The 25220-nt window shown below is 66.7% G+C and carries 25 protein-coding genes; 10 read left to right on the top strand and 15 right to left on the bottom strand.

The window, feature by feature from the left end:
* Nucleotides 1-16: 16 nt before the first annotated feature.
* The 3 genes from AXYL_RS30790 to AXYL_RS30780 form a co-directional block, all read right to left on the bottom strand.
* Nucleotides 17-1204 carry a class I SAM-dependent methyltransferase gene (locus AXYL_RS30790; protein ID WP_013396798.1) on the bottom strand — a complete coding sequence of 396 codons (1188 nt, stop codon included), beginning with the start codon at nucleotides 1202-1204 and terminating at the stop codon, nucleotides 17-19.
* Nucleotides 1205-1293: 89 nt separating this feature from the next.
* A complete protein-coding gene (locus AXYL_RS30785) occupies nucleotides 1294-3066 on the bottom strand; it encodes a DEAD/DEAH box helicase (protein WP_013396797.1) in 1773 nt (590 codons plus the stop codon).
* A 275-nt stretch (nucleotides 3067-3341) separates the two neighbouring features.
* Nucleotides 3342-4103, bottom strand: coding sequence for a uracil-DNA glycosylase (locus tag AXYL_RS30780; protein ID WP_013396796.1), 762 nt, complete (start codon nucleotides 4101-4103; stop codon nucleotides 3342-3344).
* Nucleotides 4104-4218: 115 nt separating this feature from the next.
* Between AXYL_RS30780 and AXYL_RS30775 the strand changes: the two genes are divergently transcribed.
* The 3 genes from AXYL_RS30775 to AXYL_RS30765 all read left to right on the top strand — a co-directional run bounded on the left by AXYL_RS30775 (nucleotide 4219) and on the right by AXYL_RS30765 (nucleotide 8397).
* Entirely contained in the window at nucleotides 4219-4725 is a 507-nt protein-coding gene (locus AXYL_RS30775) for an RNA polymerase sigma factor (RefSeq protein ID WP_013396795.1), read from the top strand.
* A gap of 11 nt (nucleotides 4726-4736) precedes the next feature.
* Nucleotides 4737-5732 carry a FecR family protein gene (locus AXYL_RS30770; protein ID WP_013396794.1) on the top strand — a complete coding sequence of 332 codons (996 nt, stop codon included), beginning with the start codon at nucleotides 4737-4739 and terminating at the stop codon, nucleotides 5730-5732.
* A 196-nt stretch (nucleotides 5733-5928) separates the two neighbouring features.
* Nucleotides 5929-8397, top strand: a complete 2469-nt coding sequence (locus AXYL_RS30765) for a TonB-dependent siderophore receptor (RefSeq protein WP_013396793.1) — start codon at nucleotides 5929-5931, stop codon at nucleotides 8395-8397.
* A 51-nt stretch (nucleotides 8398-8448) separates the two neighbouring features.
* Here the strand turns inward: AXYL_RS30765 and tenA are convergent, their stop codons facing one another.
* From tenA to nhaA, 4 genes are all read right to left on the bottom strand, one after another.
* Nucleotides 8449-9111 carry a thiaminase II gene (gene tenA / locus AXYL_RS30760; RefSeq protein ID WP_013396792.1) on the bottom strand — a complete coding sequence of 221 codons (663 nt, stop codon included), beginning with the start codon at nucleotides 9109-9111 and terminating at the stop codon, nucleotides 8449-8451.
* A gap of 100 nt (nucleotides 9112-9211) precedes the next feature.
* Nucleotides 9212-9997 carry a 3-hydroxybutyrate dehydrogenase gene (locus tag AXYL_RS30755; protein WP_013396791.1) on the bottom strand — a complete coding sequence of 262 codons (786 nt, stop codon included), beginning with the start codon at nucleotides 9995-9997 and terminating at the stop codon, nucleotides 9212-9214.
* A 127-nt stretch (nucleotides 9998-10124) separates the two neighbouring features.
* Entirely contained in the window at nucleotides 10125-10517 is a 393-nt protein-coding gene (locus AXYL_RS30750; RefSeq protein WP_013396790.1) for a DUF488 domain-containing protein, read from the bottom strand.
* Nucleotides 10518-10585: 68 nt separating this feature from the next.
* Nucleotides 10586-11806, bottom strand: coding sequence for a Na+/H+ antiporter NhaA (gene nhaA / locus AXYL_RS30745; protein WP_041654507.1), 1221 nt, complete (start codon nucleotides 11804-11806; stop codon nucleotides 10586-10588).
* Nucleotides 11807-12034: 228 nt separating this feature from the next.
* On the opposite strand from nhaA, the gene AXYL_RS30740 reads away from it, so the two are divergent.
* On the top strand, nucleotides 12035-12412 hold the full coding sequence (locus tag AXYL_RS30740) for a hypothetical protein (RefSeq protein ID WP_013396788.1): 378 nt from the start codon (nucleotides 12035-12037) through the stop codon (nucleotides 12410-12412).
* 2 nt (nucleotides 12413-12414) lie between these two features.
* A complete protein-coding gene (locus tag AXYL_RS30735) occupies nucleotides 12415-13572 on the top strand; it encodes a glycosyltransferase (RefSeq protein ID WP_013396787.1) in 1158 nt (385 codons plus the stop codon).
* 13 nt (nucleotides 13573-13585) lie between these two features.
* Here AXYL_RS30735 and AXYL_RS30730 read toward each other — a convergent pair whose 3' ends face one another.
* The 4 genes from AXYL_RS30730 to AXYL_RS30715 all read right to left on the bottom strand — a co-directional run bounded on the left by AXYL_RS30730 (nucleotide 13586) and on the right by AXYL_RS30715 (nucleotide 16944).
* The gene (locus AXYL_RS30730; RefSeq protein ID WP_013396786.1) at nucleotides 13586-14050 is read right to left on the bottom strand and encodes an HIT family protein; all 465 of its coding nucleotides are present in this window, start codon (nucleotides 14048-14050) and stop codon (nucleotides 13586-13588) included.
* A complete protein-coding gene (locus AXYL_RS30725) occupies nucleotides 14047-14496 on the bottom strand; it encodes a GNAT family N-acetyltransferase (RefSeq protein WP_013396785.1) in 450 nt (149 codons plus the stop codon). Before AXYL_RS30725 ends, AXYL_RS30730 begins: the two co-directional genes overlap by 4 nt.
* 23 nt (nucleotides 14497-14519) lie before the next feature.
* Nucleotides 14520-15986 (bottom strand): polyphosphate:AMP phosphotransferase, encoded by a 1467-nt coding sequence (gene pap, locus AXYL_RS30720; protein ID WP_013396784.1) that lies wholly within the window; start codon nucleotides 15984-15986, stop codon nucleotides 14520-14522.
* 94 nt (nucleotides 15987-16080) lie between these two features.
* Nucleotides 16081-16944, bottom strand: coding sequence for an MBL fold metallo-hydrolase (locus AXYL_RS30715; RefSeq protein ID WP_041654502.1), 864 nt, complete (start codon nucleotides 16942-16944; stop codon nucleotides 16081-16083).
* Nucleotides 16945-17067: 123 nt separating this feature from the next.
* Between AXYL_RS30715 and AXYL_RS30710 the strand changes: the two genes are divergently transcribed.
* The 5 genes from AXYL_RS30710 to AXYL_RS30690 are packed head-to-tail and all read left to right on the top strand — an operon-like array spanning nucleotide 17068 to nucleotide 20345.
* Entirely contained in the window at nucleotides 17068-17403 is a 336-nt protein-coding gene (locus AXYL_RS30710; protein WP_013396782.1) for an ArsR/SmtB family transcription factor, read from the top strand.
* On the top strand, nucleotides 17400-17831 hold the full coding sequence (locus tag AXYL_RS30705; protein WP_013396781.1) for a YeeE/YedE family protein: 432 nt from the start codon (nucleotides 17400-17402) through the stop codon (nucleotides 17829-17831). Before AXYL_RS30710 ends, AXYL_RS30705 begins: the two co-directional genes overlap by 4 nt.
* Before the next feature lies 1 nt (nucleotide 17832).
* Complete coding sequence (locus AXYL_RS30700; RefSeq protein ID WP_013396780.1) at nucleotides 17833-18252, top strand: YeeE/YedE family protein; 420 nt, start codon at nucleotides 17833-17835, stop codon at nucleotides 18250-18252.
* Nucleotides 18253-18270: 18 nt separating this feature from the next.
* Nucleotides 18271-19506 (top strand): FAD/NAD(P)-binding oxidoreductase, encoded by a 1236-nt coding sequence (locus AXYL_RS30695; protein ID WP_013396779.1) that lies wholly within the window; start codon nucleotides 18271-18273, stop codon nucleotides 19504-19506.
* 8 nt (nucleotides 19507-19514) lie between these two features.
* Entirely contained in the window at nucleotides 19515-20345 is an 831-nt protein-coding gene (locus AXYL_RS30690; protein ID WP_013396778.1) for a sulfite exporter TauE/SafE family protein, read from the top strand.
* 18 nt (nucleotides 20346-20363) lie between these two features.
* Here the strand turns inward: AXYL_RS30690 and AXYL_RS30685 are convergent, their stop codons facing one another.
* The 4 genes from AXYL_RS30685 to AXYL_RS30670 form a co-directional block, all read right to left on the bottom strand.
* Entirely contained in the window at nucleotides 20364-21632 is a 1269-nt protein-coding gene (locus AXYL_RS30685; protein ID WP_013396777.1) for a phenylacetate--CoA ligase family protein, read from the bottom strand.
* 28 nt (nucleotides 21633-21660) lie between these two features.
* Entirely contained in the window at nucleotides 21661-22500 is an 840-nt protein-coding gene (locus AXYL_RS30680) for an ABC transporter ATP-binding protein (RefSeq protein WP_013396776.1), read from the bottom strand.
* Between the two features lie 189 nt (nucleotides 22501-22689).
* Nucleotides 22690-24027: an ABC transporter substrate-binding protein gene (locus tag AXYL_RS30675; RefSeq protein WP_080551121.1), complete on the bottom strand. Its 1338-nt coding sequence runs from the start codon at nucleotides 24025-24027 to the stop codon at nucleotides 22690-22692.
* A gap of 126 nt (nucleotides 24028-24153) precedes the next feature.
* Complete coding sequence (locus tag AXYL_RS30670) at nucleotides 24154-25218, bottom strand: branched-chain amino acid ABC transporter permease (protein ID WP_013396774.1); 1065 nt, start codon at nucleotides 25216-25218, stop codon at nucleotides 24154-24156.
* Between the last annotated feature and the right edge of the window lie 2 nt (nucleotides 25219-25220).

Genomic DNA, 25220 nt, shown 5'->3' with positions numbered 1-25220 from the left:
GGGGCGCTGCGCGCCCTTACAGCTTGCTCAGCCGGTCGCCGCGCGAGAACCCCGCCAAGGGTTCGGTGATGCCGCGCCCCACCGCCAGCACCTTGAACAGTTCGCCCATTTCCGATTCGGACAAGAGCTTCTGCACGGGCGCTACCGCCTGCGCGTATTGCTGCACGTCGCTCGGATCCAGTTGCGCCAGCAGATCCATCAGCCCCGCGTTCATCAGGAAGCGGGCCTGGGAGGTGTAGCCCAGGACCTGCAGGCCGGCTTCGAGCGCGGCGTCTGCCATGGCGGTGAAATCGACGTGGGCGGTAATGTCCTGCAGGCCCGGCGCGGTGAAAGGATCGCCATGGGCGTGATGCCGCAGATGGCACATGAGCGTGCCGCCCGCGCGCTGCGGATGGTAGTACTCGCTGCGCGGAAAGCCGTAGTCCACCAGCAGCGCCGCGCCGCGCTCCAGCCAGCCGCCCATGGCGGCGATCCAGGCTTCGCCTTGCAGGTTGATCTCGGATACGTAACCGGGCAGGGCCGGCATGCGGGCGGCGACGGCGGCCGCCAGTGCCGGGGGCGCGGGGCGGTCCTGCCATACGAAGTCTTGCGAGGCATCCACCGCCACGCCGCGTTCCAGCACTTCGCCGGCCTCGCTCCAGTGGAAGATCGACACCGGCATCGCGTCCAAAACCTCGTTGGCCAGCACGCAGCCGGCGAAGCTCTGGGGCAGCGCGTCCAGCCATTGCACGCGGTCGCCGAACGCCGCCAGCCTTTCGGCCTGGCGCGCGCGCAGGTCAGCCGAGACTTCCAGGATCAGGTAGCGGGTCTGGGCGAGGCCCATCGCATCCAGTTCGCGCAGCACGCCTTCGGCCAGCGCGCCGGTGCCGGCGCCGAATTCCAGCACGGTCTCGGTCTGCGTCTGGCGCAGCACCTGGGCGGCTTGGCGCGCCAGCGTGCGGGCGAACAGCGGGCTCAGCTGGGGCGCCGTGACGAAGTCGCCGGCTGGGGCGCGGACGTCGCCGTCGGCGTCAGCCAGTTTGACGTTGCCGGCCGCGTAGTAGCCCAGCCCGGGCGCGTACAGCGCTTGCGCCATCCAGTGGTCGAACGACAGCCAGCCGCCATGGGCGGCGATCGTGGCGCGCAGGTGCGCGGCGGCGGCGGCGCTGTGTTCCTGGGCGGCGGGGGCAAGGGCGGGCAGGTTGGCGGGAGCGGATCGTTGCATGGTCGGGTGGTGCGTGGACAAGCAGTCATTTTCCCAAAAAACAAACCCCGCGACAGGCGCGGGGTTTGTGGTGGGCTCAAGCGGGGCGATTAGCCGCGGCGATCAGCCGGCTTGGCGAAGCGCTTGGCGGGGCCGCCGGGGCGCTTGTCGAACGTGGGTTTGCCACGGAAACCGCCTTCGGGGCGGTCGCCGCCGCGGAAGCCGCCTTCACGCTGGGGACGGTCGCCGAAGCTGGGACGGTCGCCAAAGCTCGGACGATCGCTGAAGCTGGGGCGCGAGTCACGGTCGCCGCCACGGAAACCGCCTTCACGCGGGCCGCGCTCGCTGAACGGGCGGGCATCGCGCTGGGGGCGGTCGCCATAGCTGGGACGATCGCCGAAGCTGGGGCGCGAATCGCGGTCGCCGCCGCGGAAGCCGCCTTCGCGCTGGGGACGGTCACCGAAGGGACGGTTGCCCTGGTAGCCGCCTTCGCGCTGCGGACGGTCGCCGAAGCTGGGGCGATCGCTGAAGGAACGGGCCGGGCGGTCGCCGAACGGACGATTGCCTTGGTAGCCGCCTTCACGCGGGGCGCTGTCGCGATTGCCCTGGTAACCGCCTTCACGCGGCTTGAATTCGCCACGCGGACCGCCGAAGGAACGACCCTCGCGGTTGCCCTGGTAGCCGCCGCCGGGACGCTTGCCGTACGGCTTGCCGCCACCGCCGCCGGTCGAAGGACGCGGGGTGCGCTTGGGTTCCAGGCCGGCGATCACTTCAGGCGTGATCGATTGGCCAATGTAGTGCTCGATGCGACGGACCTTGTGGCGCTCGGAGTGCGTGGCCAGCGTGAAGGCCAAACCGCTGCGGCCGGCGCGGCCGGTACGGCCGATACGGTGCACGTAGTCTTCGGCCTGCATCGGCAGGTCGAAGTTGACGGCGTGGCTGATGCCTTGCACGTCGATGCCGCGGGCGGCCACGTCGGTGGCGACCAGGATGCGCAGCTGGCCGCGTTGCAGTTGCGACAGCGTGCGGGTGCGCTGGCGCTGGTTCATGTCGCCGTGCAGGGCGGCGGCGGCAAAGCCTTGGTCGGCCAGGCGGTCGGCCAGATCGTCAGCGCCGCGCTTGGTCGACGTGAAGACGATGGCCTGGTCCAGCGCGGCGTCGCGCAGCACGTGGTCCAGCAATTGCATCTTGTGGCTGGCATCGTCCGCGTACAGCAGGCTTTGCGTGATGTTGGTGTGCTTTTCCTTGGCGCCGGCCATTTCGATGCGCTGCGGATCACGCATCATGCGCGCCGCCAGCTTGGCGATGGTGCCGTCCAGCGTGGCCGAGAACAGCAGCGTCTGACGGTCTTCCGGCAGGCGGCCGACGATGGTCTCGATGTCTTCGATGAAGCCCATGTCCAGCATGCGGTCGGCTTCGTCCAGCACCAGCGTGTGCACGGTGTTCAGCTTGACGCGGCCCGAGTTCAGGTGATCGATCAGGCGGCCGGGGGTGGCGACCAGCACGTCCACGCGGCGCGACAGCGCCTTCAACTGCGCGCCGTAGGGCATGCCGCCCACGACGGTGGCGGTGCGCAGGTCGGCCAGCTTGCGGCCGTAGGTGGCGGTGGCGTCGGTGACTTGCAGGGCCAGTTCGCGGGTCGGGGTCAGCACCAGCACTTGCACGCCGACGCCCTTGTTGGCGGGCATCTGGGCGATACGATGCAGGGCCGGCAGCATGAAGGCCGCGGTCTTGCCGCTACCCGTCTGCGAGGACACCATCAAGTCGTGGCCGGCCAGCGCTTGGGGAATGGCGGAGGCTTGGACCGGGGTGGGGGTGGAGAAGCCAGCTTCTTGGACGGCCGACAACAGAGCGGGCGCAAGACCCAGGTTTTCGAAAGACATTACTTTCCCTTGCCGCAATCAATGCGACGCAGTGCTTGGTCGGGCCAGGGGATTAGGCGGCCGGATCCAGGCGACGGTTGATGGAGCATCGTGCCGACCGGATCAACCATGCGCGTGGCGCGTTCTCTAGTACTGAGTGGAACGCAGGGCGAAAGGAAAGGGGTCAGGAATCGATGATAGTTCGGCATGGGGCCGGGGCTGTTACCCGGCAGACTGCGAAAACTTCCGCTAAATCAAGGCGGTAAATGCCGAACTCGTTTTGTGCAGTGCGGCGATCATAACCCGAATTCGCCTTGCATGGGAATTATTTTTTTGTCCAGCCCCCAATCAATAGGGTTTTTCCCTTGGTTGGTCAGCCACTGATTGGTCGCCAGGAAATGGCCGCAGCCCAGGAAGGGCACGGGGGGCCTTCTGGCGGAAAGCGGGGAGGGATGGTTGGACATCAGGACCAGGTGGCCGCTGTTGTCCGGGAGCAACGCCCGCTTGGCTTGGGCATGGGCTCCCCAGAGCATGAAAACCTTCGGGGAGGGATCTCTGGCGACCAGGGCGATCAACGCATCCGTCACCGTTTCCCAGCCGCGCTTGGCATGGGACGCAGGCTGTCCGTCTTCCACGGTCAGCGCGGTATTCAGCAGCAGCACGCCCTGATCGGCCCAGTCGCTCAGGTCGTTGCCGGCAGGAACGCCGCTGCCTGGATACTCCTGGGCGATCTCATTGAAGATGTTGCGCAGGCTGGGCGGCCGCTTGCAGTCGTCCGGCACCGAGAAGGCCAGCCCCTGGGCCTGACCGGGGCCGTGGTACGGGTCCTGTCCCAGGATCACCACGCGCACGTCCGACGGCGCCAGGCCGTGCAGGGCGCGGAAGGGCGTCGCGGGATAGATGGTCGCGCCTTCGCTCAGGCGCTTTTCCACGTGAGCGGTCACGGCGGCCAGCGCGTCGGCGACGGCGCCAGGTGTAAAGGCGGCGGCCCAGGCGTCGGGTAGTTGCGCGGTCTGGGTACCAAGGGCGTCAGGGACGAGGCGATTATCGGTAGGCATGGGCGCGATTTTGGCATAGAGGGTGAGGTGGCCCGTCTCGTGGACATGCTGTTGTATTCGAATTGAGAATCATTGTTAATATTGCGGCCTTCCTGCATTCGCCGCGATTGCCGCCATGTCCAGTCCTCCCAGCAGCCTGAAAGGTTGGCTCGCCCACTACGGCGAGTTGGTGGGTGCGTGGGCCAAGCGCAATTCAAGGCCCAGCGAGGCTGAGGACGCCGCGCAGGATGTGATGGCCGGCTTGCTGAGCGGCGGCAGCCGCAGCGTATCCAACGGCAAATCCTATTTGCGCCGGGCGGCGCAGAATCGGCTGATCAGCGAGATGCGGCGGCAGGCGCGGCATGATGAGGTATCGCTGGAAGCCTGGGCCGCCGATGACCCTGCCCAGTGGCATGACCCGGAGTCCAGCGCTCGCGCTCGCCAGTTGGCTGACGCGCTGGAATGCGCCCTGGCCAGCTTGCCGCTAAAGAAGCGGCAAGCCTATGTGTGGTGCCGGCTCGAAGGCTATTCGCAGCCCGAAGTCGCGGCGCGGATGGGCCTGGCGCTCAATACCGTCGAGCGCTATATCATGGACGCCACCCGAGAAGTCCGCGAACAGCTGAAACACTTCTGCCCGGATTGATCCGCCGCGCAATGACCGACCCCATCGACCCCGACACCCTGACCGATCCCCGCGATGCGGCCGCCTATTGGTTCGCCCGTGCGCATTCGGAACAGATGAGCCAGGCCGAGCGCCTGCAGTTCGAAGCGTGGCGGCGGGCGCATCCCTCGCACGACCTGGAGTTCCGCCGCGCGCGCGGCATCTGGAATGCCAGCGCGCAGTTGGGGGAAGAGCGGTTGCGCGCGCTGACGCAGGAGCCGCTAGCCGCATCCCGCCGCCGCGCGCCGCCGCGGCGTCGCCTGGCGGCGGGGCTGGTCCTTGCAGGCGCCGCCGCCGTGGTCGCGGCCGTGGCGTTGCCGCGATGGGGCGAGGGCGATCCCAGCTACGCCGCGCAATACGCAACGCAGTTGGGGCAACGCCAGCAGGTGTCGCTGCCCGATGCGTCCATCGTCGACCTGAACACCGCCACGCAATTGTCGGTAGCGCTACTCGCGGACCGCCGCGTGGTGGAGTTGAAAGCGGGAGAGGCGACATTTTCGGTGACGCCGGACGCCAGCCGGCCGTTCTATGTTGAGGCCGGCGGCGTGACCATCCGCGTGACGGGCACGCGCTTCAATGTCCGGCGCGACGCCGATGTTGTGCGCGTGGCCGTGGAATCGGGCACGGTGGCGGTCCAGTCTGGCCATTGGTGGAACCGCAGCCAGGTACTGCTGACGGCGGGGCAAGGCACGCGCACGGCGCAGGATGGGCGCTTGTCGCCGTCCGAAAAACTGGACGTGGCGACTGTGCTGGCCTGGCAGCGCGGCCGCGCGGTATTCCGCGACGTGCCGCTGTCCGAAGCCGTTTCCGAAATGAACCGCTACGGCCACGCGCCGATCCGCGTGTCGGGTGATGACGTCGCGGCGATGCGGATTTCGGGCGTGTTCAGCGTCGACAATCCCAGGGCCTTCCTGGATTTGCTGCCCGCGATCGCGCCGGTGCGCGTGCAAAGCGGCGCGGATGGCTCGGCCTTGATCGTGCGCCGCTAGCTTTTTGCGGCCATCCCGTCGGCCCGTTCAATTACGAATAGTTACTATTCAATCGCGTTTTTCCATCAGGGATTTGTCCGCGACAGGCGTCTTGTCTCCCAAGGGCATCGATCCGATGCCGCGGCTGCGCCAGCATCCTCCGTCATGGGTTGACTGGCGCGCCTTGTCTCAAGACCCCTCCAGGAACGCTAGTCTCGTGAACCGTAAACCCTCTGGACCCACATCGCGCCAGGCCGAGCCGACGCGCGGGCTGACCGTGCTGGCCCTGTCCTTGATGCTGGCGCTGGCCATGCCGCAACGTGAGGTCCACGCGCAGGAAGCGCCGCTGGCCGTGAATATCCCCGCGCAGTCGCTGGAAGGCGCCTTGACGCAACTGGCGACGCAGGCATCGCTGGAATTGGCGTACGCGCCCGATACGGTACGGGGGCTGCAGGCGCCCGCCGTGGCGGGCAATCTGACGCCGGACCAGGCCTTGCGGGCGCTGCTGGCAGGGTCCGGGCTGGCGTTTGAACGATCGGGCAGCAATGTGTCGGTGTCGCGCGTAGGGGACGCCAACAGCGTGGTGATGAACACCATCACCGTCGTAGGCAAGGGCAACTCGATCACCGAGGACACCGGTTCCTACACCACTGGCGCCATGAGCACGGCGACCAAGCTGCCGCTGACCATCCAGGAAACGCCGCAATCCGTCAGCGTGGTCACCCGGCAGAAGCTGGACGACTTCGCCATGCAGACGATCGACGACGTGGCCAACAGCACCACCGGCGTCACGGTCAACCATTGGAGCAATGACCGCTCGCGCTATTTCTCACGCGGCTTCACCATCAATACCTTCCTGATGGACGGCCTGCCCGTGTCGTACGAGACGGACACCTCCACCTACAGCACTACGGCCATGTACGACCACGTGGAAGTCGTGCGCGGCCCCACTGGCCTGATGACCGGCATGGGCGACCCTTCCGGCACCATCAACTTTGTGCGCAAGCAGCCGACCGACGCTGCGCAATTCATTGCCACCGCGCGCGCGGGGTCATGGAACAACTTTTCGGGCGAATTCGATGCCAGCGGGCCATTGAACGACAGCGGTTCGGTGCGCGCACGCTTCGTCACGTCGCAGCAGTCGCGGGACTATTTCACCGACGGCTACAGCAGCCGCAGGCAGCTGTACTACGGCGTGGTGGACATCGACCTGACCGCTAACACCGTCCTGACGCTGGGCGGGCATTCCAATCGCGAAGACAACCCTGGCTCCGAATGGATGGGCGTGCCCACCGCCGTGGATGGCACTCCGCTGGATATCCGGCGGTCGCGCCGCTTTTCGCCGTCATGGAGCTATTGGGACAAGAGTGAATACAGCCTGTTCGCCGAGCTGAAGCACACCTTCGCCAACGGCTGGATGGCGCGCGCGGCGGCTCGGGGCGTCAATGGCAAATCGTCGCTGGATGGCGCGTACTTCGTCGCCAGCGACAGTGGGCTGAGCGGCAACGTGTATGACGTAATGGGAGGCCGCTACGACTATGACAAGAAGCAGCGCAGCTTCGACCTGTCCGCCCAAGGCCCGATTACGCTGTTTGGTCGCGAGCATGACATCGCGGTGGGCGCGAGCTACCGCAACGACCATTGGCTCGACAACGGCTACAGCTACCTGAACGAGCCGGGCGGTTATCTGATGGTCTCGGGCGTCGACCCCTCTACCTGGGACCCGGATTCCATGCGCCGCCAGGACTTCGTCAAAGACACGATGTGGCGCCGCGACCAGCGCTCCGAGTTGAGCTCGCTCTATGCCACGGGCCGCTTCCGCCTGGCCGATCCGTTGAGCATGATCCTGGGCGCCCGCATGGATTGGTTCGATTTCGACAATAAACAGACCCAGGGCAGTTGGAGCAGTCAGCGCGAGTTTGGCGAAGATGCCCACTTCACGCCCTATGCCGCGCTGATCTATGACCTGAACGACAACCATTCGGTCTACGCCAGCTATTCCAGCATTTTCAAGCCGCAGTACTACCTGGACACGTCCGGCACCGTGCTCAAGCCGGTGGAAGGCACCAATTACGAAATCGGCTTGAAGGGCAGCTACCTGGACGAACGCGTCAACGCCGCCATTGCGCTGTTCTCGACCACGCAGACCAACCTGCCGCAAGCCGTCACGGACATCCCATCGTGCTTCGTGGCCACCAATTGCTACCGCGCCGTCGGCGAGGTGAAGAGCGAGGGCGTGGAGATCGACATCAATGGCGAATTGCTGCCGCGCCTGAATGTGGGCATCGGCTATTCCTACACCCGGGCCAAGGTCTCAAGCGGGGGCGTGGATGGCGCATCCGGTCAACCTTATGCCAGCTATGTTCCGCAGCACCAGTTCAAGGTGTCGGCGATGTATCACCTGCCCGGGGCCCTGGAAAAGTGGCGGGTGGGCGGAGCGGTGCGCGCGCAAAGCAAGATCACGACGCAGTCTCTGACCAGCAGCGCCGGGTATGTGATCAAGCAATCACCCTACGCGGTGGTCGATCTGGTGGCGGGCTATCGGGTGAACCGCCAGCTGGACTTCCAGCTGAACGTGAATAACCTGTTCGACAAGCGCTATTTCGATACGCTGGCAGGCAACAACGGCGGCAACTATTACGGCACGCCTCGCAGTTTCCTGCTGAGCACGCGCTATCAGTTCTAACGGCGGCCGGGTGCGCGTACGAACACGCGCGCCCGGCGGCTGCGCCGGCGTTCAGACCGGCCAGCCGTCCTGCCGATATGCCGAATCCCAGAACATCCATTCCAGCTGCGCGGCGCGGGTGTAGGCCGCGTGCATCTGCGCCAGCGTTTCGGCGGACGCCTGTTCGGCGACGCGGTCGACCGTCGCGATGACCCTGCGCACCAGGGCGTGGAAGTCCTCGCAGGCATAGGCCTCGATCCAGGCCGCATAGGGATTGGGTTGGGCCGCCCGCGCGTGGATCTCGCGGCCGATTTCGGCATAGATCCAGAAGCAGGGCAGCAGGGCCGCCAGCGCCACCGGGTACGGCGCGCTCCAGGCGGTGGCGATCAGGTAGCTGGTGTAGTGGTGGCAGGCCGGGGTGAGCGGCGTGGCTTCGAAGGTGGCGTCGTCGATGCCGAACTGCTTCAGAAAGCCCGCGTGCAGCGTGCGTTCGGCGACGACCGCGCCTTTGGCCGCATCCGCGAACTGCACCACGCCGTCGGCGTCATCGGCCTTGGCAGAGGCGATGGCGAGTGCGCGTCCGAAGGCCACCAGGTAGTGCGCATCCTGGATCATGTAGTGCTTGAATGCGTTCTCGTCGAGCTGGCCGCTGGCCAGTTCCTGGTTGAACGGCATGTCGCGCGTGGTTTCGTACAGCGCGGCGTTGCGCGCCCAGGCATCGGAGCTGAAAGACATGGGGTTCCTCAAGGCAGGCGACCGGCGCGCAATTGCGCGCCGGTCCACAAAGAGGGCTAGGGTATCAAAGACCGCGCGGCAATAGGCGGCGCGGGCCGAATCACTGCATGTACCAGCCGTGGCTGACCACGAAGGACTGGCCCGTGAAGGCGGCGCTGGGGAAGGCGGCCAGGAACAGGGCGGTCTGCGCCACGTCCTCGACCGTCGTGAAGACGCCGTCGACCGTGTCGCCCAGCATCACCTTCTTGACCACGTCCTCTTCGCTGATGCCCAGTTCCTTGGCCTGTTCGGGGATCTGCTTTTCCACCAGCGGCGTGCGCACGAAACCCGGGCAGATGACGTGCGAGCGCACATTGTGCGCCGCGCCTTCCTTGGCCAGCACGCGCGCCAGGCCTAGCAGGGCGTGCTTGGCGGCCACGTAGGCGGACTTCAGCGGCGAGGCTTCGTGCGAATGGACCGAGCCCATATAGATGACCACGCCGCCGCGGTCGCCCTTGTACATGTGCTTGAGCGCCGCCTTGGTTGTGAGGAATGCGCCGTCCACGTGGATGGCCTGCATCTTCTTCCAGTCCGAGAATGCGAAGTTCTCGATGGGATTGACGATCTGGATGCCCGCGTTCGAGATCAAGATGTCGATGCTGCCGTAGGCGGCGGCAACGCGGTCGATTCCCTGGTTCACGGCGTCTTCGCTGGTGACGTCCATGGCGACGCCCATGGCCTTGCCGCCCGCCTGTTCGATTTCGCGGGCGACGGCGTCGGCGCCTGCCTGGTTCAGATCCGCGATGGCGACTGCCGCACCGGCGCGCGCGAGGGTGAGGGCGATTTCCTTGCCGATGCCGCTGGCTGCGCCGGTGACGACGGCGACTTTTCCATTCAGGTTATGCATGCTGGAACCTCCGGGTTGGGATTGCCGGTGGGCCGGGCCACGCCCTGTCGCCCACGGATGCGGGGAGCATGGCTTGATGGTAGCGCTCCAGGATTAGAGCAGGCTGAACGCGCAAGCGGGTGCTGGTTCAGGCCTTCTTGCGCTTGCGGTGATGGCGCACATAGTCCTGCAGGACGTCGTGCAACACGACGGCCTGATTATGTTCGGTGTTGCGGGCGCCGTAGAGCAGGGTCAGCGGGCGGTCGCCGGCCGCGTCCAGCAAGGCGGCCATGCGGGCCTGCTGCTCGGGTTCCGCCAGTTCGGCTTGGTAGCGCTGGCGGAATTCTTCCCAGCGTTCCTCGATGTGGCTGAACCATTTGCACAGTTCCTGGGTGGGCGCGATGTCGCGGGCCCATTCGTCCAGGTGCAGATCCGCCTTGCGCAGCCCGCGCGGCCACATGCGGTCCACCAGCGCCCGGTAGCTGCCTTCCGGGCCCAAGCCCTCGTAGACGCGTTGCACGGTGATGGCGGACGGCTTCATGGCGGCGGCTCCCGGAATGGTTTCGGATCCCGCTACTTTAGCGCCCGCCGTCCGTACTCAGGCCCTGCTCAAGGATTTTCGGCGGTGCCGGCGCGCGTCCCGCAGGCGCGCAGCAGCAGGAAGCCGACCACGGCGGACGCCAGCGAACCCGTTAGCACGCCGATCTTGGTGGCGTCGATGGCGGCCGGATCGGTGAATGCCAGGGCGCCGATGAACAGGCTCATGGTGAAGCCGATGCCGCACAGCAGGGACACGCCATATAGCTGCGTGAAGCTGGCGTGGCGCGGCAGGGTGGCAATGCCGCTCTTGATGGCCAGCCAGGCAAAACCGAATACGCCCAGCTGCTTGCCCAGGAACAGGCCCAGCGCCACGCCCAGGGGTACGGGCTGCGCCAGGCTGCCCAGGCCCATGCCGGCGAACGACACGCCGGCGTTGGCGAAGCCGAAAATCGGCACGATCAGCAGCGCCACCGGCTTGTGCAGCGCGTGCTCCAGCACATGCAGGGGCGAATGCGCGCCGGGATGGCCCTGGTTTTGCGGGCGCAGCGGAATGGTCAGCGCCAGCGCCACGCCGGCCAGCGTGGCATGCACGCCGGACTTCAGGACGAAGTACCACAGCACCGCGCCGATCAGCAGGTAGGGCGTCAGCCGCAGCACGCCGGCGCGGTTCAGGCAGAACAGGCAGGCCAGCAGGGCGCCCGCCATGCTCAGCGCGAACACATTCAGTTCGGCGGTATAGAACAGGGCGATGATGACGATGGCGCCCAGGTCGTCCAGGATGGCCAGCGCCGTCAGGAAGATCTTCAGCGAGGTCGGCACGCGGCTGCCCAGCAGCGCCAGGATGCCCAGCGCGAAGGCGATGTCGGTCGCGGCGGGGATGGCCCAGCCGCGCAGGGTGTCGGGACTGCCGAAGTTGATCAGCACATAGATCAGCGCCGGCAACGCCATGCCGCCCAGGGCGGCGATGCCGGGCAGCACGATGCGGGCGGCGCCGCGTAGCTGGCCGTCCAGGACCTCGCGCTTGATTTCCAGTCCGACCAGCAGGAAGAACACGGCCATCAGGCCGTCGTTGATCCAGTGCAGCACGGTTTCCTTGAGCAGGACCGGACCGACGTGGAAGCCGAGCTTGGTTTCCAGCACGCTGAAATAGGCGGGCGCGGCCGGGCTGTTGGCAACCACCAGCGCGACCAGCGCGGCCAGCATCAGGACATAGCCGCCCAGCGCTTCGGAACGGAGGAACGCTTGCAGGAACGAGACCGGTTTGTGGGGCGGTACGGGCTGTGAATTCATGCAGTACCGGCTTTGCTTACGTTTTGATAAGATGCGCGTTTCATTCCTGAATTTTACCTGAATTGGCATTTCGGGACTCTTCTATTTCGTCGAACGTCTTTCATTTATTTGAAAAAACAGCCAATCAGCGTCGAATTCTTGGCGTTGCTTGCTCGGCGACCGAACCCTTTCGTTGAATCCCGACCAGTATGTGGCTTGCAAGGCCGCCTGGCGACTCTTGCTAGCTAAATGCCACTACGCCCTCTTACGGTATTGACCTATACGCCCGGCAAGCCCGGCGCCGCGAGCCGCCTGGTGGATGTCGGTGACACACTGACCGTGCCCGCGGCTCCCAGTTCGCACGGCATCTACCAAACCCGGCAACTGATTCCCAGCGCACGCCTGCTGGGCTGGGCGCGCGCGGGCGCGCGCTTTGAACTGTCCCGCACTGGCGCGGCCCGCGTCTGGTCCGAAAACCGGCTGCAGGCTTCCGAGTGCCCGCGCGATCACGCCAGCGCGGGTGCGGTGGCGCTGGACCAGGAAGACATTTCTTACCTGGAGGCCTACCTGCTGTCGCAGGGCCGCCGCTGGAGCGACGCGGACACCTCTCAAGGCGGCCATCCCTGATCATGCCGGATCCCAACGAATCGCTCCAGGCCCGGCCCGGCCCCGACGCGCGCCTGCGCATCCTGCATACGGAAGCCGCCACATCGTTCGGCGGCCAGGAGTTCTGCATCTACAAGGAGATGATCGCCATGCGCGAGCGCGGCCATCATCTGGAAGCGGTCTGCCAACCCGACGCGGAACTGGGCAGGCGTTTGCGCGAGGTCGGCTTTACGGTGCATCTCGTTGCCATGGACGGCCCGCTCAATTTCGTGCGTTGCGTCGCCGTCATGCGCCGCCTGTTGCGTGGCGGGCGCTTTGACGTGGTCAATACGCACAGCCGCCGCGATACGGTGTTGGGCGCGATCGCGGCCCGCCTGGCCGGCACGCGGCTCATCGTGCGCACGCGCCATCTGGCCAAGCCCATCAATTCCCTTTACGCCTATACCTGGCTGGCGCATCGCGTCATCGCCGTCAGCCGCTACGTGCGCGGGCAGTTGCTGGACGGGGGCGCGCGGCCGGAGGCCATCGCCACCATCCATTCGCCGGTGGTGCTGCCCCAGGTGCAAAGCGGCGTCTGCGTCAGGCGCGAACTCGGCCTGCCCGAGGACGCGCTGGTGGTCGGTTGCGTGGCCGTGATGCGGGCGGACAAGGGCCATTGCGATCTGATCGACGCCTTCCATCGCATTTCCGCCACGTTCCCGAATGCCCATCTGGTGCTGGTGGGCGAAGGCCAGCCCATGGGCGGGCAGTTGCGGACACAGGCGGAGGCGTTGGGCCTGGCCCAGCGCGTGCATTTCACGGGCCGGCGCGACGACATCGGCAACGTCCTGACTGCCTTCGACGTGTTCGCGCTGCCGACGCTGCGCGAGGCCCTGGGCACGGTATTCATCGAGGCCGCGGCCATGGGGCTGCCGGTGGTGGGCACCAATGTGGGCGGCGTGCCGGAAACCATGCAGGCTGGCGTGACGGGTCTGCTGGTGCCGCCTGCCGATCCGGCGGCATTGGCGGGCGCGCTGGAAAGCCTGTTGGCCGATCCTGCGCTGCGCCGCCGCATGGGCGACGCGGGCCGGGAGCTGATCCGGGGCCAGGGCCAGTTTTCCGCCGAACGCACGGCGGCCCTGGTGGAACAGGCCTATGCCGGCTGGCTGGCGGAACTGCGGGGATCGGCGCGCATCGCCTGAGGCGGGCGGCGGCTCAGTGCCAGAGCAGGGCGTTCATGGCCTCGACCAGCCGGTCGCGGTAGCGCGGCAGCAGCGCCTGCACGCGCGCCTGACGCTCCTGCCATTCCGCGGATTCCGCGCCGGCGGCGACGCGCGGCGGCGCCCAGATCGGATCGGGGAAATGGCGGTCGCCGCGCCAGCGCGGGATCACATGCCAATGCAGGTGCGGCACCATGTTGCCCAGCGAAGCCAGGTTGATCTTGTCGGGTCCCAGGACCGATTGTTGCGCTTCCTCCACCACGTACACGGCCCGCATCAGCAGGTCGCGGCCGTCGGTGGACAGGCTGGTCATTTCGGCCAGGTGGCCGTTCCAGATCACCCGCGTGAAGCCCGGATAGTCGGGGTCGTCCACCTCGATGATGCGTAAGTGCGGGCCACGCCACAGCAGCGTGCCGCCGTCTTCCTGGCATAGCGGACAGTTGGGATCGCGTGCGCTCACGGCATCACCTTGCGGTACTGGATGAAGCCGGAGCGGTCGGCGATGCGGTCGTAGAGCTGGATGGCGGTGGCGTTGGCCTCGTGCGTCAGCCAGTACACGCGCGAGCAGTTGGCGGCGGCGGCCTGCGCGTACACGTGTTCGATCAGCTTGCGGCCGGCGCCGGTGCCGCGCACGTCCGGGTCTACGTACAGGTCTTGCAGATAGCAGTAGTCGCCCGCCGTCCAGGTGGAGCGGTGGAAGATCCAGTGCACCATGCCGACGGCCCGGCCGCTTTCATAGGCCAGCGCCGCGTGCATGGGTTCGGCAGGGTCCAGGAAGCGCGCCCAGGTGTTGCGCGTGACCGCGTCGTCGATGTTGACGCGATAGAAGTCCTGGTAGCCCTTCCAAAGTGGCAGCCAGGCCTCGAAGTCGGCGGCGACGATGGGACGGATTTCTGCGGTACTCATGGCTTGCGGCCTCCAGGCGGGATTCAGAGTTGGTCTTCCATGGCTTCGACGATGTGTCGCAGCACTTGCAATCGAGCGTAGCGCTTGTCGTTGGCCGACACCAGATGCCAGGGCGCGTGCGCGAGGTCGGTACGCGCCAGCATCTCGTTGGCCGCGGCCGCGTAGTCCTTCCATTTGTCGCGGTTGCGCCAGTCGTCGGCCGTGATCTTGAAATTCTTGAAGGGGGAATTCTCGCGTTCCTTGAAGCGCTCCAGCTGCACGTCCGGCGTCACGGCCAGCCAGAACTTCAGCACCAGCGCGCCGCTGGCCGCCAGTTGCCCCTCGAAGTCGTTGATCTCGGCGTAGGCGCGGCGCCAGTTGGCAGGCGCGGTCAGTTTTTCGACGCGCTCGACCAGCACGCGGCCATACCAGGACCGGTCGAAGATGGCGATGCGCCCATGGCGCGGCACGTGACGCCAGAAGCGCCACAGATAGGGCCTGGCCTGTTCCTCGCTGTTGGGCGCGGATACGGGCGTGATGTCGAACTGCCGCGCGTCCAGCGCATGCGTCACACGGCGGATCGCGCCGCCCTTGCCAGCCGCGTCCTGGCCCTCGAATACCAGCACCAGCGAGCGTTCCTGGAATTTCTTTGAGCGCGCCGCCCGCGCCAGCCGGCCTTGCAGCAGGCCCAGTTCGGATTCGTAATCGTCCTTGTCGGTCTTGGCCTCGTAGTCCAGTTCGCCCAGGCGGTCGACGACGCGGGTGGTCCGGGCATGCGCCACGAAGGCGGGCGGGATGCGCGGCACGCCGCGCTGGCGCATGGCGGCCAGCACCGCTTCGGCGGTGCGCGCGGCGCGGATGTCCTCGTCCGCGCTGGGGATCACGACCCAGGGCGCGTGGCCGCTGTCCGTGCGGTTCAGCACCACCTGGCCGGCGTTGCGGATGCGGTCGTACTTCTTGTAGACCTTCAGGTCGATCGGGCTGACCTGCCAGGAGGTTTCGGGGCTGGCCAGCAGGCGTTCGGCGCGGGCCTTCTGCGCCTTGGCCGACAAATGGAACCAGAGCTTGACGATCTGCACGCCTTCGGCGGCGAGCATGGCCTCGAAGTGGCGGATGGCCGCGGCTTGCGCCTCGATGCTGTTCTGGTCAGGCTTCTTGCGCGTGGCCTCGAACAGCAGCGGCGCGTACCAGGATCCGAAGACGATGCCGGTGCTGCCTTTGGGCGGCAGGTCGTTCCAATAGCGCCAGAATGGCGGACGCTGCAGCGCGGCGCCTTCACGCGGCCCGTAGGCCAGCGTCTTGATGTGGCGCGGATCCATCCACTCGTTCAGCAGGTTGACGGTGGCGCCCTTGCCGGCGCCGTCTATGCCCGCGATCACGATCAGCAGCGTCTTGTCGGCCTTCTGCAGGCGCTGGTACTGCGCGTTCAGCAAGGCGACGCGCAGCTTCGCCTCCAGCGGCTTGAATTCTTCCTTGGATAGGCTGGGGTCGGCTTCGGCTTCTGCAAACATGGGGGATCCGTCTGATCGGCAATTCTGCGATCGGACGATCTTGCGGGATAAGCCCGGGGCGCGCAAGCCCGGATCGCGGTGCCCGCCGCCGCTGTCAGAGCGCGTCGACGGGTATTTTCAGATAGCGCACGCCGTTGTCTTCGGGCGGCGGGAAGTGGCCGGCGCGGATGTTCACCTGGATGGCGGGCAGGATGAGGGTGGGCATGGAAAGCGTGGCATCACGCCGCGTGCGCATGGCCACGAATTCATCTTCGCTGACGCCATCGCGCACGTGGATGTTGGCGCGGCGCTGTTCGGCCACCGTGCTCTGCCAGGAGGCGTCGCGTCCGGCGGGCGGGTAGTCGTGGCACATGTGCAGCCGCGTCCCGGCGGGCAGGCTCAGCAGCCGCTGGATGGAACGGTAGAGCTGATGGGCGTCGCCGCCGGGGAAGTCGCAGCGCGCCGTGCCCACGTCCGGCATGAACAGCGTGTCGCCGACGAAAGCGGCGTCGCCGATCAGGTAGGCCATGTCGGCCGGGGTGTGGCCGGGCACGTGGATGGCCTGCGCCGTCAGCGCGCCGATGCGGAAGGTTTCGCCGTCGGCGAACAGATGGCCGAACTGCGAGCCGTCCAGCTGGAACTCCGGTTCCAGGTTGAAGATCTTCTTGAACACGCCCTGCACGGTCTGGATGCTCTGGCCGATGGCGATGACGCCGCCGAGCTGCCGCTGCAGATAGGGCGCCGCCGACAGGTGGTCGGCATGCGCGTGGGTTTCCAGCAGCCATTCGGTCTTCAGGCCGTGCTGGCGCACGTAGTCGGCCACCCGGTCGGCGCTGGCGGTGCTGCAGCGTCCGGACTTGGGGTCGTAGTCCAGCACCGAGTCGATGATGGCGCAGGCGCCGCCCGGCGCGGGCTCATGCACGACGTAGGTGACGGTGGCGGTGACGGGATCGAAAAAGGCCTGGATCTGGGGAGACATGAACGCTCGCATCGCAGCGAGTCGCTGCACGATGAAACACTATATGTATTTCAATAATATTGTTGAATATTATATTGGTAAATATAATGATCAAACTCCCTCACGCCGATTGATACGTATCAAATGAATGAAGCCCTGACCGAGTGCGAAGTCGCCGTCTTGCGCGAATCCGCCTCCCAGGCCTGCGCGCTGCTCAAGGCGCTGGCCAACGAAGACCGCTTGCTGCTGCTGTGCCAGCTGGTCCAGAACGAACGCAACGTGAGCGAACTCGAATCGCTGACTGGCATCCATCAGCCCACGCTGTCCCAGCAATTGGGCGTGCTGCGCGATGAAGGACTGGTCGCAACGCGGCGCGAGGGCAAGTACGTCTACTACCAGATGGCCAGTTTCGAGGTCAGCCAGGTCATGAAGACACTATCGAGTTTGTACTGCGGCCGCGCCATGGAGTCACTCAAGTGAGCCTGGACTGGTCCGCCTTCACTCCCTGGTCCGCGGGCGCGGGCGGCCTGCTCATCGGCGCGGCTGCCGTGCTGTTGATGGCGGGCGCGGGCCGCATCGCGGGCATCAGCGGGGTTGTGGGCGGCCTGCTTCAGGGCGAACGCGACGGCATGTGGCGGCTGGCCTTTCTAATCGGCCTGCTGGTTTCGCCCTGGCTGTACCGCCTGGGCAGCGCCTTGCCGCCTGTGGTGGTGGAGGCCAGCACCACGCGCCTGATCGTGGCGGGCTTGCTGGTCGGCATCGGCACGCGCTACGCCTCGGGCTGCACCAGCGGCCACGGCGTCTGCGGTGTGTCGCGCGGATCGCGCCGCTCGCTGACCGCTACCGCCTTGTTCATGGGCGCGGGCTTTGCCGTGGTCTACGTCATCCGTCATCTGGGAGCGCTCTGACATGGTCGCGCTGATCGCCTTCGCATCGGGCCTGGTGTTCGGCCTGGGCCTCATCATTTCCGGCATGGCCAATCCGGCCAAGGTGCTGGGCTTCCTTGACCTCGCCGGCGCCTGGGATCCGTCGCTGGCTTTCGTGATGGGCGGCGCCGTGCTGGTGACCGCGGCGGGCTTCGCACTCTTGCGCCGCCGCCGCGCCAGCCTGTCGGGCGAACCCATGCGTTGGCCCACGGCCACCCAGGTGGACTTGCGCCTGGCCGTCGGCAGCGTGGCGTTTGGTGCGGGCTGGGGGCTGGCCGGTTTCTGCCCGGGACCGGCACTGGTGGCCGCGGCGGCCGGCGTGACCGAGGCGTTGATTTTCGTGGCCGCCATGGTGGCAGGCATGGCGATATTTTCAGTCCTGGAAAAATTCAAAAGCCGGTAAACCGGCGAGGAGACAAGCATGCCGACAGCAGAGGCGCAGCGCGATTTCGATGTGGTGGTGGTGGGTGGCGGATCGGCGGGCATAGGCGTCACCGCCAGCCTGCTGCGCCGCCGTCCGGACCTGCGCATCGGCGTCATCGAGCCTAGCGACAAGCACTACTACCAGCCGGCCTGGACGCTGGTGGGCGGCGGCGCCTTCGACGTCGCCAAGACCGTGCGCCCAACCGACGCCGTCATGCCCAAACGCGCCACCTGGCTGCGGGCCGCCGCCGCAGGCTTCGAGCCCGAAGCCAACCGCGTGCGGCTGGCGGACGGCAGCGCCGTGAGCTACCAGCAATTGATCGTCTGCCCCGGCCTGCGCCTGGCGTGGGACAAGGTCGAGGGCCTGGCCGATACGCTGGGCAAGAACGGCGTCAGTTCCAACTACCGCTACGACCTGGCGCCCTATACCTGGGAACTGGTGCGCGGACTGAAGGGCGGGCAGGCGCTGTTCACGCAGCCGGCCATGCCCATCAAATGCGCCGGCGCGCCGCAGAAAGCCATGTACCTGGCCTGCGATCACTGGAAGCGCACAGGCGTGCTGGACCGCATCGACGTAGAGTTCGACCTGGCGGGCGCGGCGCTGTTCGGCGTGCCGACCTTTGTGCCGCCGCTGATGCGCTACGTGGAAAGCTACGGCATCGCGCTGGCCTTCAATTCAGCGCTGGTGGCGGTGGACGGCGCGGCGCGCAAGGCCTGGTTCGACCTCAAGAACGCTGACGGCGCGGTGACGCGCGTGGAGAAGTCCTTCGACATGCTGCACGCGGTGCCGCCCCAGGTCCCGCACGACTTCCTGAAAAACAGCCCGCTGGCGGATGCCGCCGGCTGGTGCGAAGTGGATCCCGCCACGCTTTTGCACGTGCGCCATGGCAACGTGTTCGGGCTGGGCGACGGTATCTGCACCAGCAATGCCAAGACTGCCGCGGCCGCGCGCAAGCAGATCGTGACAGTGGCCGAGAACCTGCTGGCGCTGCGCGAAGGCCACGCCATGCCGGTCAAGTACGACGGCTACGGCTCCTGCCCGCTGACGGTGGAGCGCGGCCGCATCGTGCTGGCCGAGTTCGGCTATGGCGGCAAGCTGTTGCCGACCTTCCCGCTGGATCCGACCGTGCCGCGCAAAAGCGCCTGGTTCCTCAAGGCGACCTTGCTGCCCTGGATCTACTGGAATGGCATGCTCAAGGGCCGTGAATGGCTGGCCCGCCCGCTGGGCAACTGAGCGCCGCCATGATCGATACGGTGTTGGCCGTCAGCGCGGCGCTGGGGGCGTGCGTGGGCCTGATACTCGGGCTGACCGGCGCCGGCGGCGCCATCATGGCGGTGCCGCTGCTGGTCTTCGGCCTGCACTTGCAGGTCTCGCAGGCCGCGCCCATCGCCTTGCTGGCAGTGGGCCTGTCCGCCGCGCTGGGCGCGGTGCTGGGCTTGCGCAAGGGCCAGGTCCGCTATCGCGCGGCGGGCTTCATGGCCGTCACCGGCATACTGGTTTCGCCGCTGGGCCTGTGGGCGGCGCGGCGCCTGCCCAATGCGCCGCTGGCCATCATCTTCGCCGGCGTGCTGGGCATGGTGGCGTGGCGCATGTGGAACCAGGGCGCCAAGCCCGCGACGGCGGTCCATGCCGCGCCGCGCACCCCGCCCTGCCAGCTCAACGCCAGTACCGGCAGGCTGCGCTGGACCGCGCCCTGCGCGCGCGCCTTGACGGGCGCGGGCCTGGTCGCGGGCTTTCTGTCCGGTTTGCTGGGTGTGGGCGGCGGCTTCGTCATCGTGCCCGCGTTGCGCCGCGCCACGGACCTGACCATGCAGGCCATTGTCGGCACCTCACTGGCGGTGATCGCGCTGGTGTCCGCCAGCGGCGTCGTGGCCGCCGCGGCGGGCGGACATCTGGATTGGCGCATCGCGGCGCCGTTCACGGCGGCTGCGGTGCTGGGCATGCTGGCCGGCCGCAAGGTGGCCGACCGCTTTCCGCCGCGGCGCCTGCAGCAAAGCTTCGCGCTGTTCGCGGGCGTGGTGGCCGTGGCGATGCTGGTCAAGGGCATGCTGGCGCTGCTGGCGGCCGCGTGAGGCCGCCAGCAGCGCCGTTTACTCGTAGGTCCGGATGTCGTCGATGACCTTGCCGTCGTTCGGCAGGCCGTCCGCGTCCACCCATTCCACGTCGCTGCGCAGCTTGGTCACATCGCGCACCGACTCCGCGATGCGCTTGCCCAGCTCTTCGCTGCGCACCCGGGACTCCACCTTGAGCACCATGCGGTCGGACCCCGTGCTGCCGCTGATCACCAGCCGCGCGCGCAGGATCTCCGGGTGGCGGCGCGCCACATCGGCGACCTGCGACGGATGCACGAACATGCCGCGTACCTTGGTGGTCTGGTCCGCGCGTCCCATCCAGCCCTTGATGCGGGTATTGGTGCGGCCGCAAGGCGAGATGCCGGGCATGACGGCGGACAGGTCGCCGGTGCCGAAGCGCACCAGCGGATAGTCCGGGTTCAAGGTCGTGACCACGACCTCGCCGACTTCGCCATCAGGCACGGGTTCGCCGGTGCCGGGGCGCACGATCTCGACGATGATGTCCTCGCCCAGCACCAGGCCTTCGCGCGCCGGCGTTTCAAACGCGACCATGCCGAGGTCGGCGCTGCCGTAGGCCTGGTAGCCGTCGATGCCGCGCGCCGCCAGCCAGTCGCGCAGGGACGGCGGGAAGGCTTCGCCGGATACCAGCGCGCGGCGCAACGAATCCAGCTTCACGCCCAGTTCGTCGGCCTTCTCCAGGATGATCTTGAGGAAGCTGGGCGTGCCGGTATAGCCGGTGGGCGCCAGGTCCTGAATTGCGCGCACCTGCTGTTCGGTCTGCCCGGTGCCGCCCGGAAATACGGTGCAGCCCACGGCATGCGCCGCGGTTTCCATCATGGAACCGGCGGGTGTGAAGTGGTAGGAAAAGCAGTTGTAGGCCAGTTCGCCCGCGCGGAATCCCGCCGCGTGCAGGGCGCGGGCAAAGCGCCAGTAGTCGCCGCGCGCGCTCTCCGGTTCATAGATGGGGCCGGGCGACGCGAACACCCGCATCGCCTCGCCCCAGCCGATGGCGGAGAAGCCGCCGAAGGCTTTCTGCGGCCCGGCAGGCGCCGTCGCGTCATCGCGGCTGTGCTGCTGGCGCTCCAGCAGTTCGTGCTTGCGCAGCACCGGCAGGCTTGCCAAGGCCGCGCGCGACGTGATGGTGGCGGGGTCGATGCCGCGCAACTGCTCGGCGATGGCAGGCGCACGCGCAATGGCCCGGGCGATCGCGGCGGGCAGGGCGGCCATCAGCTCGCGCTCGCGTTGCTCGGGCGCTCTGGTTTCCAGAACATCGAAAAACTCGGACATGGGATCGCACCCTCTCGTATGCCAGGAATCACGCCAGCCAGCGCTTGCGCCGGCGGTAGAACTTGTTGTCGCGGAAACTCTTGCGTTCGCCGCTGGATATGCCCAGGTAGAACTCCTTCACGTCCTCGTTCTGGGCCAGGTCGGCGGCGGCGCCGTCCATCATTACGCGGCCGTTTTCAAGGATGTAGCCGTAGTCGGCATAGCGCAGCGCGATATTGGTGTTCTGCTCGGCCAGCAGGAAGCTGACGCGCTCGCGCTGGTTCAGGTCGCGCACGATCTCGAAGATCTCTTCGACGATCTGCGGCGCCAGGCCCATGGAGGGCTCGTCCAGCAAAATCATGTTGGGGTTGGCCATCAGCGCGCGGCCGATGGCGGTCATCTGCTGTTCGCCGCCCGAGGTGTAGCCGGACTGGCTGGTGCGGCGCTGCTTCAGGCGCGGAAAATACTGGTAGACGCGCTCCAGCGCCGCCGCGGTGTCGCCGCGGCTCATGCTGCGCGTATAGGCGCCTGTCAGCAGGTTTTCCTCGATGGTCAGGTGGGCAAAGCAGTGCCGGCCTTCCATCACCTGCACCACGCCGCGCTTGACCAGCTCCGCCGGCGACAGCTTTTCGATACGCTGGTCGCGGTACTGGATATGGCCCTTGGTGACGTCGCCGCGCTCGCCCTTGAGCAGGTTCGAGATGGCGCGCAAGGTGGTGGTCTTGCCCGCGCCGTTGGCGCCGAGCAAGGCCACGATCTTGCCTTCCGGCACTTGCAGGGAAACACCCTTGAGCACCAGGATCACGTGGTTGTAGATCACCTCGATGCCGTTCACGTCGAGCAGCACCTTGGGGGTGTCTGTCGTGGCAGCAATATTGGCGTCGTTCATAAAGGTTCCTGCGGTGTGGCGACTGCCAGTCCCAAGGGACGGCAGCCGGTTCGTATCAACATCCTCTGCATCTGCGGTACCTGCGCCGCATGCAGCCGGCGCGGCTCAAGCGGGGCCGCCGCGGAGCCGGCTTTGCCGGTCCGCGCGCGGCGCCCCTTGGGGGGAGGCACCGCAGGTGCGTCGGGGGGACTACTCACACTTGCGGGGCGTGATGTTCTTTTCCTTCGCGTACTTGGCGGCGCCTTCCTTCACCATGGGGTCCAGGATGGTCTTGTCCGACTGATACCAATCGGAGACCACCTTGAACTTCGCGCCGTCCCACTGCACGATGCGGGCCCAGTCGTCGCCCTTGTGGTTGCTGCACGAGGTCTTGACCGGACGCATGATCTGGCCGAAGCCCAGCTTGTCGAGCTTTTCCTGCGTCAGGTTCAGGTTCTCGAAGCCCCAGCGCACCTGCTCGGGCGTCAGCGCCTTGCCCTTGCCGTACTTCTCTTGCGCGGTGCGGATCGCTTCCACCTGCAGCATCGAGATCATCATGCCGCGGGTATGCGCGATGGTGCCCAGCGTGGTCTTGCCGGTCTTGTCCGCGCCCTGGCCCTTGTCGTAGACGAACTTCTTGAGGTCGTCGTAGACCTTGTCGTGCTCGGCGCCGCTGTTGTGGATGGTGATGGCGTTGTAGCCCTTGGCGACATCGCCCAGGTCCTTCACGTCGCCTTCGGAGCCGGCCCACCAGATCGCGTACATCTTGTCCCGCGGATAGCCGCTGGCCTGGGCTTCGCGGATGGCGGTCGGCGTCATGATGCCGGCGCTCCACAGCAGCACGTAGTTGGGACGCGCCTGGCGGATCTGCAGCCAGGTGGACTTCTGTTCCACGCCGGGGGCGGTCACGGGATAGAGCACCAGCTCGAAGCCTTCCTTGGCCGCGCGCTTCTGCAGCAGGGGGATCGGCTCCTTGCCATACGGCGAGTCGTGGTAGACCAGGGCGATCTTCTTGCCCTTGAGCTTGTCCATGCCGCCTTCTTTCTTGGCGATGTCCTGGATCATCACGTCGGCCGCGGTCCAGTACGTGCCGAGCAGCGGGAAGTTCCATTCGAACACGCTGCCGTCGACCGACTGCGACAGGCCGTAGCCCATCGTTTCAACCGGCACCTTGTCGACCATGGCCTTGTCGCTGACGGCGAAGGTGATGCCGGTGGACTGGGTGTCGAAGCCCGATGCGCCGGTGCCCTTGCCCTTAAGGCGCTCGTAGCATTCCACGCCGCGGTCGGTGGCGTAGGCGGTTTCGCACTCTTCGTACGTGATCTTGACGCCGTTGACGCCGCCATCGCGTTCGTTGACCAGCTTCAGGTAGTCCAGCTTGCCGTCGGCCCAGGGAATGCCCAGGGGTGCGAAGGACCCGGTGCGATACACCAGCAACGGAACGAACTGCTCTTCCGCCGCCATTGCCGGCGTGGCCACGGCGCCCGCGGCGCCGGCTGCGGCCATCAAAGCTGCCGCCAACTTCAGGTTAAGACGCTTCATCTCCATTTACCTCCTGCGTGGTGCTTGGGTCAGTAAACCCTGGGACACCGGGATTGGCCCGGTCTTGAGCCGGGTATTCAGGGCGGGTCCGGGGCGCTTGTGCCGCTCCGGACCGCGGAAATCAATGCGAAATCAGTGGGGGAAAGGCCAGATGCGCAGCTTCTCTTTGCCGATGCTCCACAGCCTGGCCAGCCCATGCGGTTCGGCGATCAGGAAGAACACGATCAGCGCGCCGAACACCATGTGTTCGATATGCGCCGCCGTGTCCACCGACAGCGGAATGCCCAGCGCGTGCGGAATGTTGGACAGGGCCACCGGCACTAGCACGATGAAGGCCGCGCCGAAGAAGCTGCCGATGATGGAGCCCAGCCCGCCGATGATGACCATGAACAGCAACTGGAACGAACGCGTCAGGTCGAACGCCAGCGGCTCCCAGGAGCCCAGGTGGATGTAGCCCCACAAGGCCCCGGCCACGCCGACGATGAACGAGCTGACCGCGAAGGCCGTGAGCTTGGCGTACATGGGGCGGATGCCGATGACGGAGGCCGCCACGTCCATGTCGCGGATCGCCATCCATTGGCGGCCGATGGCGCCGCGCACCAGGTTCTTGGCCAGCAGGCTGAAGACGACGACCAGGATCAACACGAACAGGTACTTCTCCAGCGCGCTCTGCACCGGCAAACCGAAGGCGGTCAGCGGCGGCACCGAGACGTTGCCGGACGACGAGTAGTTGGTGAAGAAGGGGATGCGCAGGAACGCCCAGTCCACGAAGAACTGCGCGGCCAGCGTCGCCACCGCCAGGTACAGGCCGCGGATGCGCAGGCTGGGTATGCCGAAGATCACGCCGACGATGGTGGCGAAAAAGCCGCCCAGCAGGATCTGGATAATCAGCGGCATGCCGGGAAAGCGCACGCCGAAGTTCCAGGCCGCGTAGGCGCCCACCGCCATGAAGGCGCCGGTGCCCAGCGAGATCTGGCCGCAATAGCCCACCAGGATGTTCAGGCCCACGGCGGCCAGCGCCAGGATCAGGAACGGAATCAGGATGGCGCGCAGCAGGTAGTCGCTGGCCATGGCCGGGATGGCGACGAAGGCCACTGCAAGCAGCAGCCAGATGAAGATGCGGTCCTGGCGGATCGGGAAGATCTGCTGGTCAGCGCGATAGCTGGTCTTGAATTGGCCGTTTTCGCGATAGAACATGT

It is taken from the genome of Achromobacter xylosoxidans A8 (assembly GCF_000165835.1).
Classification (GTDB): domain Bacteria; phylum Pseudomonadota; class Gammaproteobacteria; order Burkholderiales; family Burkholderiaceae_B; genus Achromobacter; species Achromobacter xylosoxidans_B.
Note: the sequence above shows the minus strand (reverse complement) of the source record. Positions and strands in the feature narration are given on the sequence as shown.

Bases quoted from the DNA above. Each gene is read 5' to 3' on its own strand.
- AXYL_RS30790 (WP_013396798.1), bottom strand. From the start codon at position 1,204: ATGCAACGATCCGCTCCCGCCAACCTGCCCGCCCTTGCCCCCGCCGCC.
- AXYL_RS30785 (WP_013396797.1), bottom strand. From the start codon at position 3,066: ATGTCTTTCGAAAACCTGGGTCTTGCGCCCGCTCTGTTGTCGGCCGTC.
- AXYL_RS30780 (WP_013396796.1), bottom strand. From the start codon at position 4,103: ATGCCTACCGATAATCGCCTCGTCCCTGACGCCCTTGGTACCCAGACC.
- AXYL_RS30775 (WP_013396795.1), top strand. From the start codon at position 4,219: ATGTCCAGTCCTCCCAGCAGCCTGAAAGGTTGGCTCGCCCACTACGGC.
- AXYL_RS30770 (WP_013396794.1), top strand. From the start codon at position 4,737: ATGACCGACCCCATCGACCCCGACACCCTGACCGATCCCCGCGATGCG.
- tenA (WP_013396792.1), bottom strand. From the start codon at position 9,111: ATGTCTTTCAGCTCCGATGCCTGGGCGCGCAACGCCGCGCTGTACGAA.
- AXYL_RS30755 (WP_013396791.1), bottom strand. From the start codon at position 9,997: ATGCATAACCTGAATGGAAAAGTCGCCGTCGTCACCGGCGCAGCCAGC.
- AXYL_RS30750 (WP_013396790.1), bottom strand. From the start codon at position 10,517: ATGAAGCCGTCCGCCATCACCGTGCAACGCGTCTACGAGGGCTTGGGC.
- nhaA (WP_041654507.1), bottom strand. From the start codon at position 11,806: ATGAATTCACAGCCCGTACCGCCCCACAAACCGGTCTCGTTCCTGCAA.
- AXYL_RS30740 (WP_013396788.1), top strand. From the start codon at position 12,035: ATGCCACTACGCCCTCTTACGGTATTGACCTATACGCCCGGCAAGCCC.
- AXYL_RS30735 (WP_013396787.1), top strand. From the start codon at position 12,415: ATGCCGGATCCCAACGAATCGCTCCAGGCCCGGCCCGGCCCCGACGCG.
- AXYL_RS30725 (WP_013396785.1), bottom strand. From the start codon at position 14,496: ATGAGTACCGCAGAAATCCGTCCCATCGTCGCCGCCGACTTCGAGGCC.
- pap (WP_013396784.1), bottom strand. From the start codon at position 15,986: ATGTTTGCAGAAGCCGAAGCCGACCCCAGCCTATCCAAGGAAGAATTC.
- AXYL_RS30715 (WP_041654502.1), bottom strand. From the start codon at position 16,944: ATGTCTCCCCAGATCCAGGCCTTTTTCGATCCCGTCACCGCCACCGTC.
- AXYL_RS30710 (WP_013396782.1), top strand. From the start codon at position 17,068: ATGAATGAAGCCCTGACCGAGTGCGAAGTCGCCGTCTTGCGCGAATCC.
- AXYL_RS30700 (WP_013396780.1), top strand. From the start codon at position 17,833: ATGGTCGCGCTGATCGCCTTCGCATCGGGCCTGGTGTTCGGCCTGGGC.
- AXYL_RS30695 (WP_013396779.1), top strand. From the start codon at position 18,271: ATGCCGACAGCAGAGGCGCAGCGCGATTTCGATGTGGTGGTGGTGGGT.
- AXYL_RS30690 (WP_013396778.1), top strand. From the start codon at position 19,515: ATGATCGATACGGTGTTGGCCGTCAGCGCGGCGCTGGGGGCGTGCGTG.
- AXYL_RS30685 (WP_013396777.1), bottom strand. From the start codon at position 21,632: ATGTCCGAGTTTTTCGATGTTCTGGAAACCAGAGCGCCCGAGCAACGC.
- AXYL_RS30680 (WP_013396776.1), bottom strand. From the start codon at position 22,500: ATGAACGACGCCAATATTGCTGCCACGACAGACACCCCCAAGGTGCTG.
- AXYL_RS30675 (WP_080551121.1), bottom strand. From the start codon at position 24,027: ATGGAGATGAAGCGTCTTAACCTGAAGTTGGCGGCAGCTTTGATGGCC.
- AXYL_RS30670 (WP_013396774.1), bottom strand. From the start codon at position 25,218: ATGTTCTATCGCGAAAACGGCCAATTCAAGACCAGCTATCGCGCTGAC.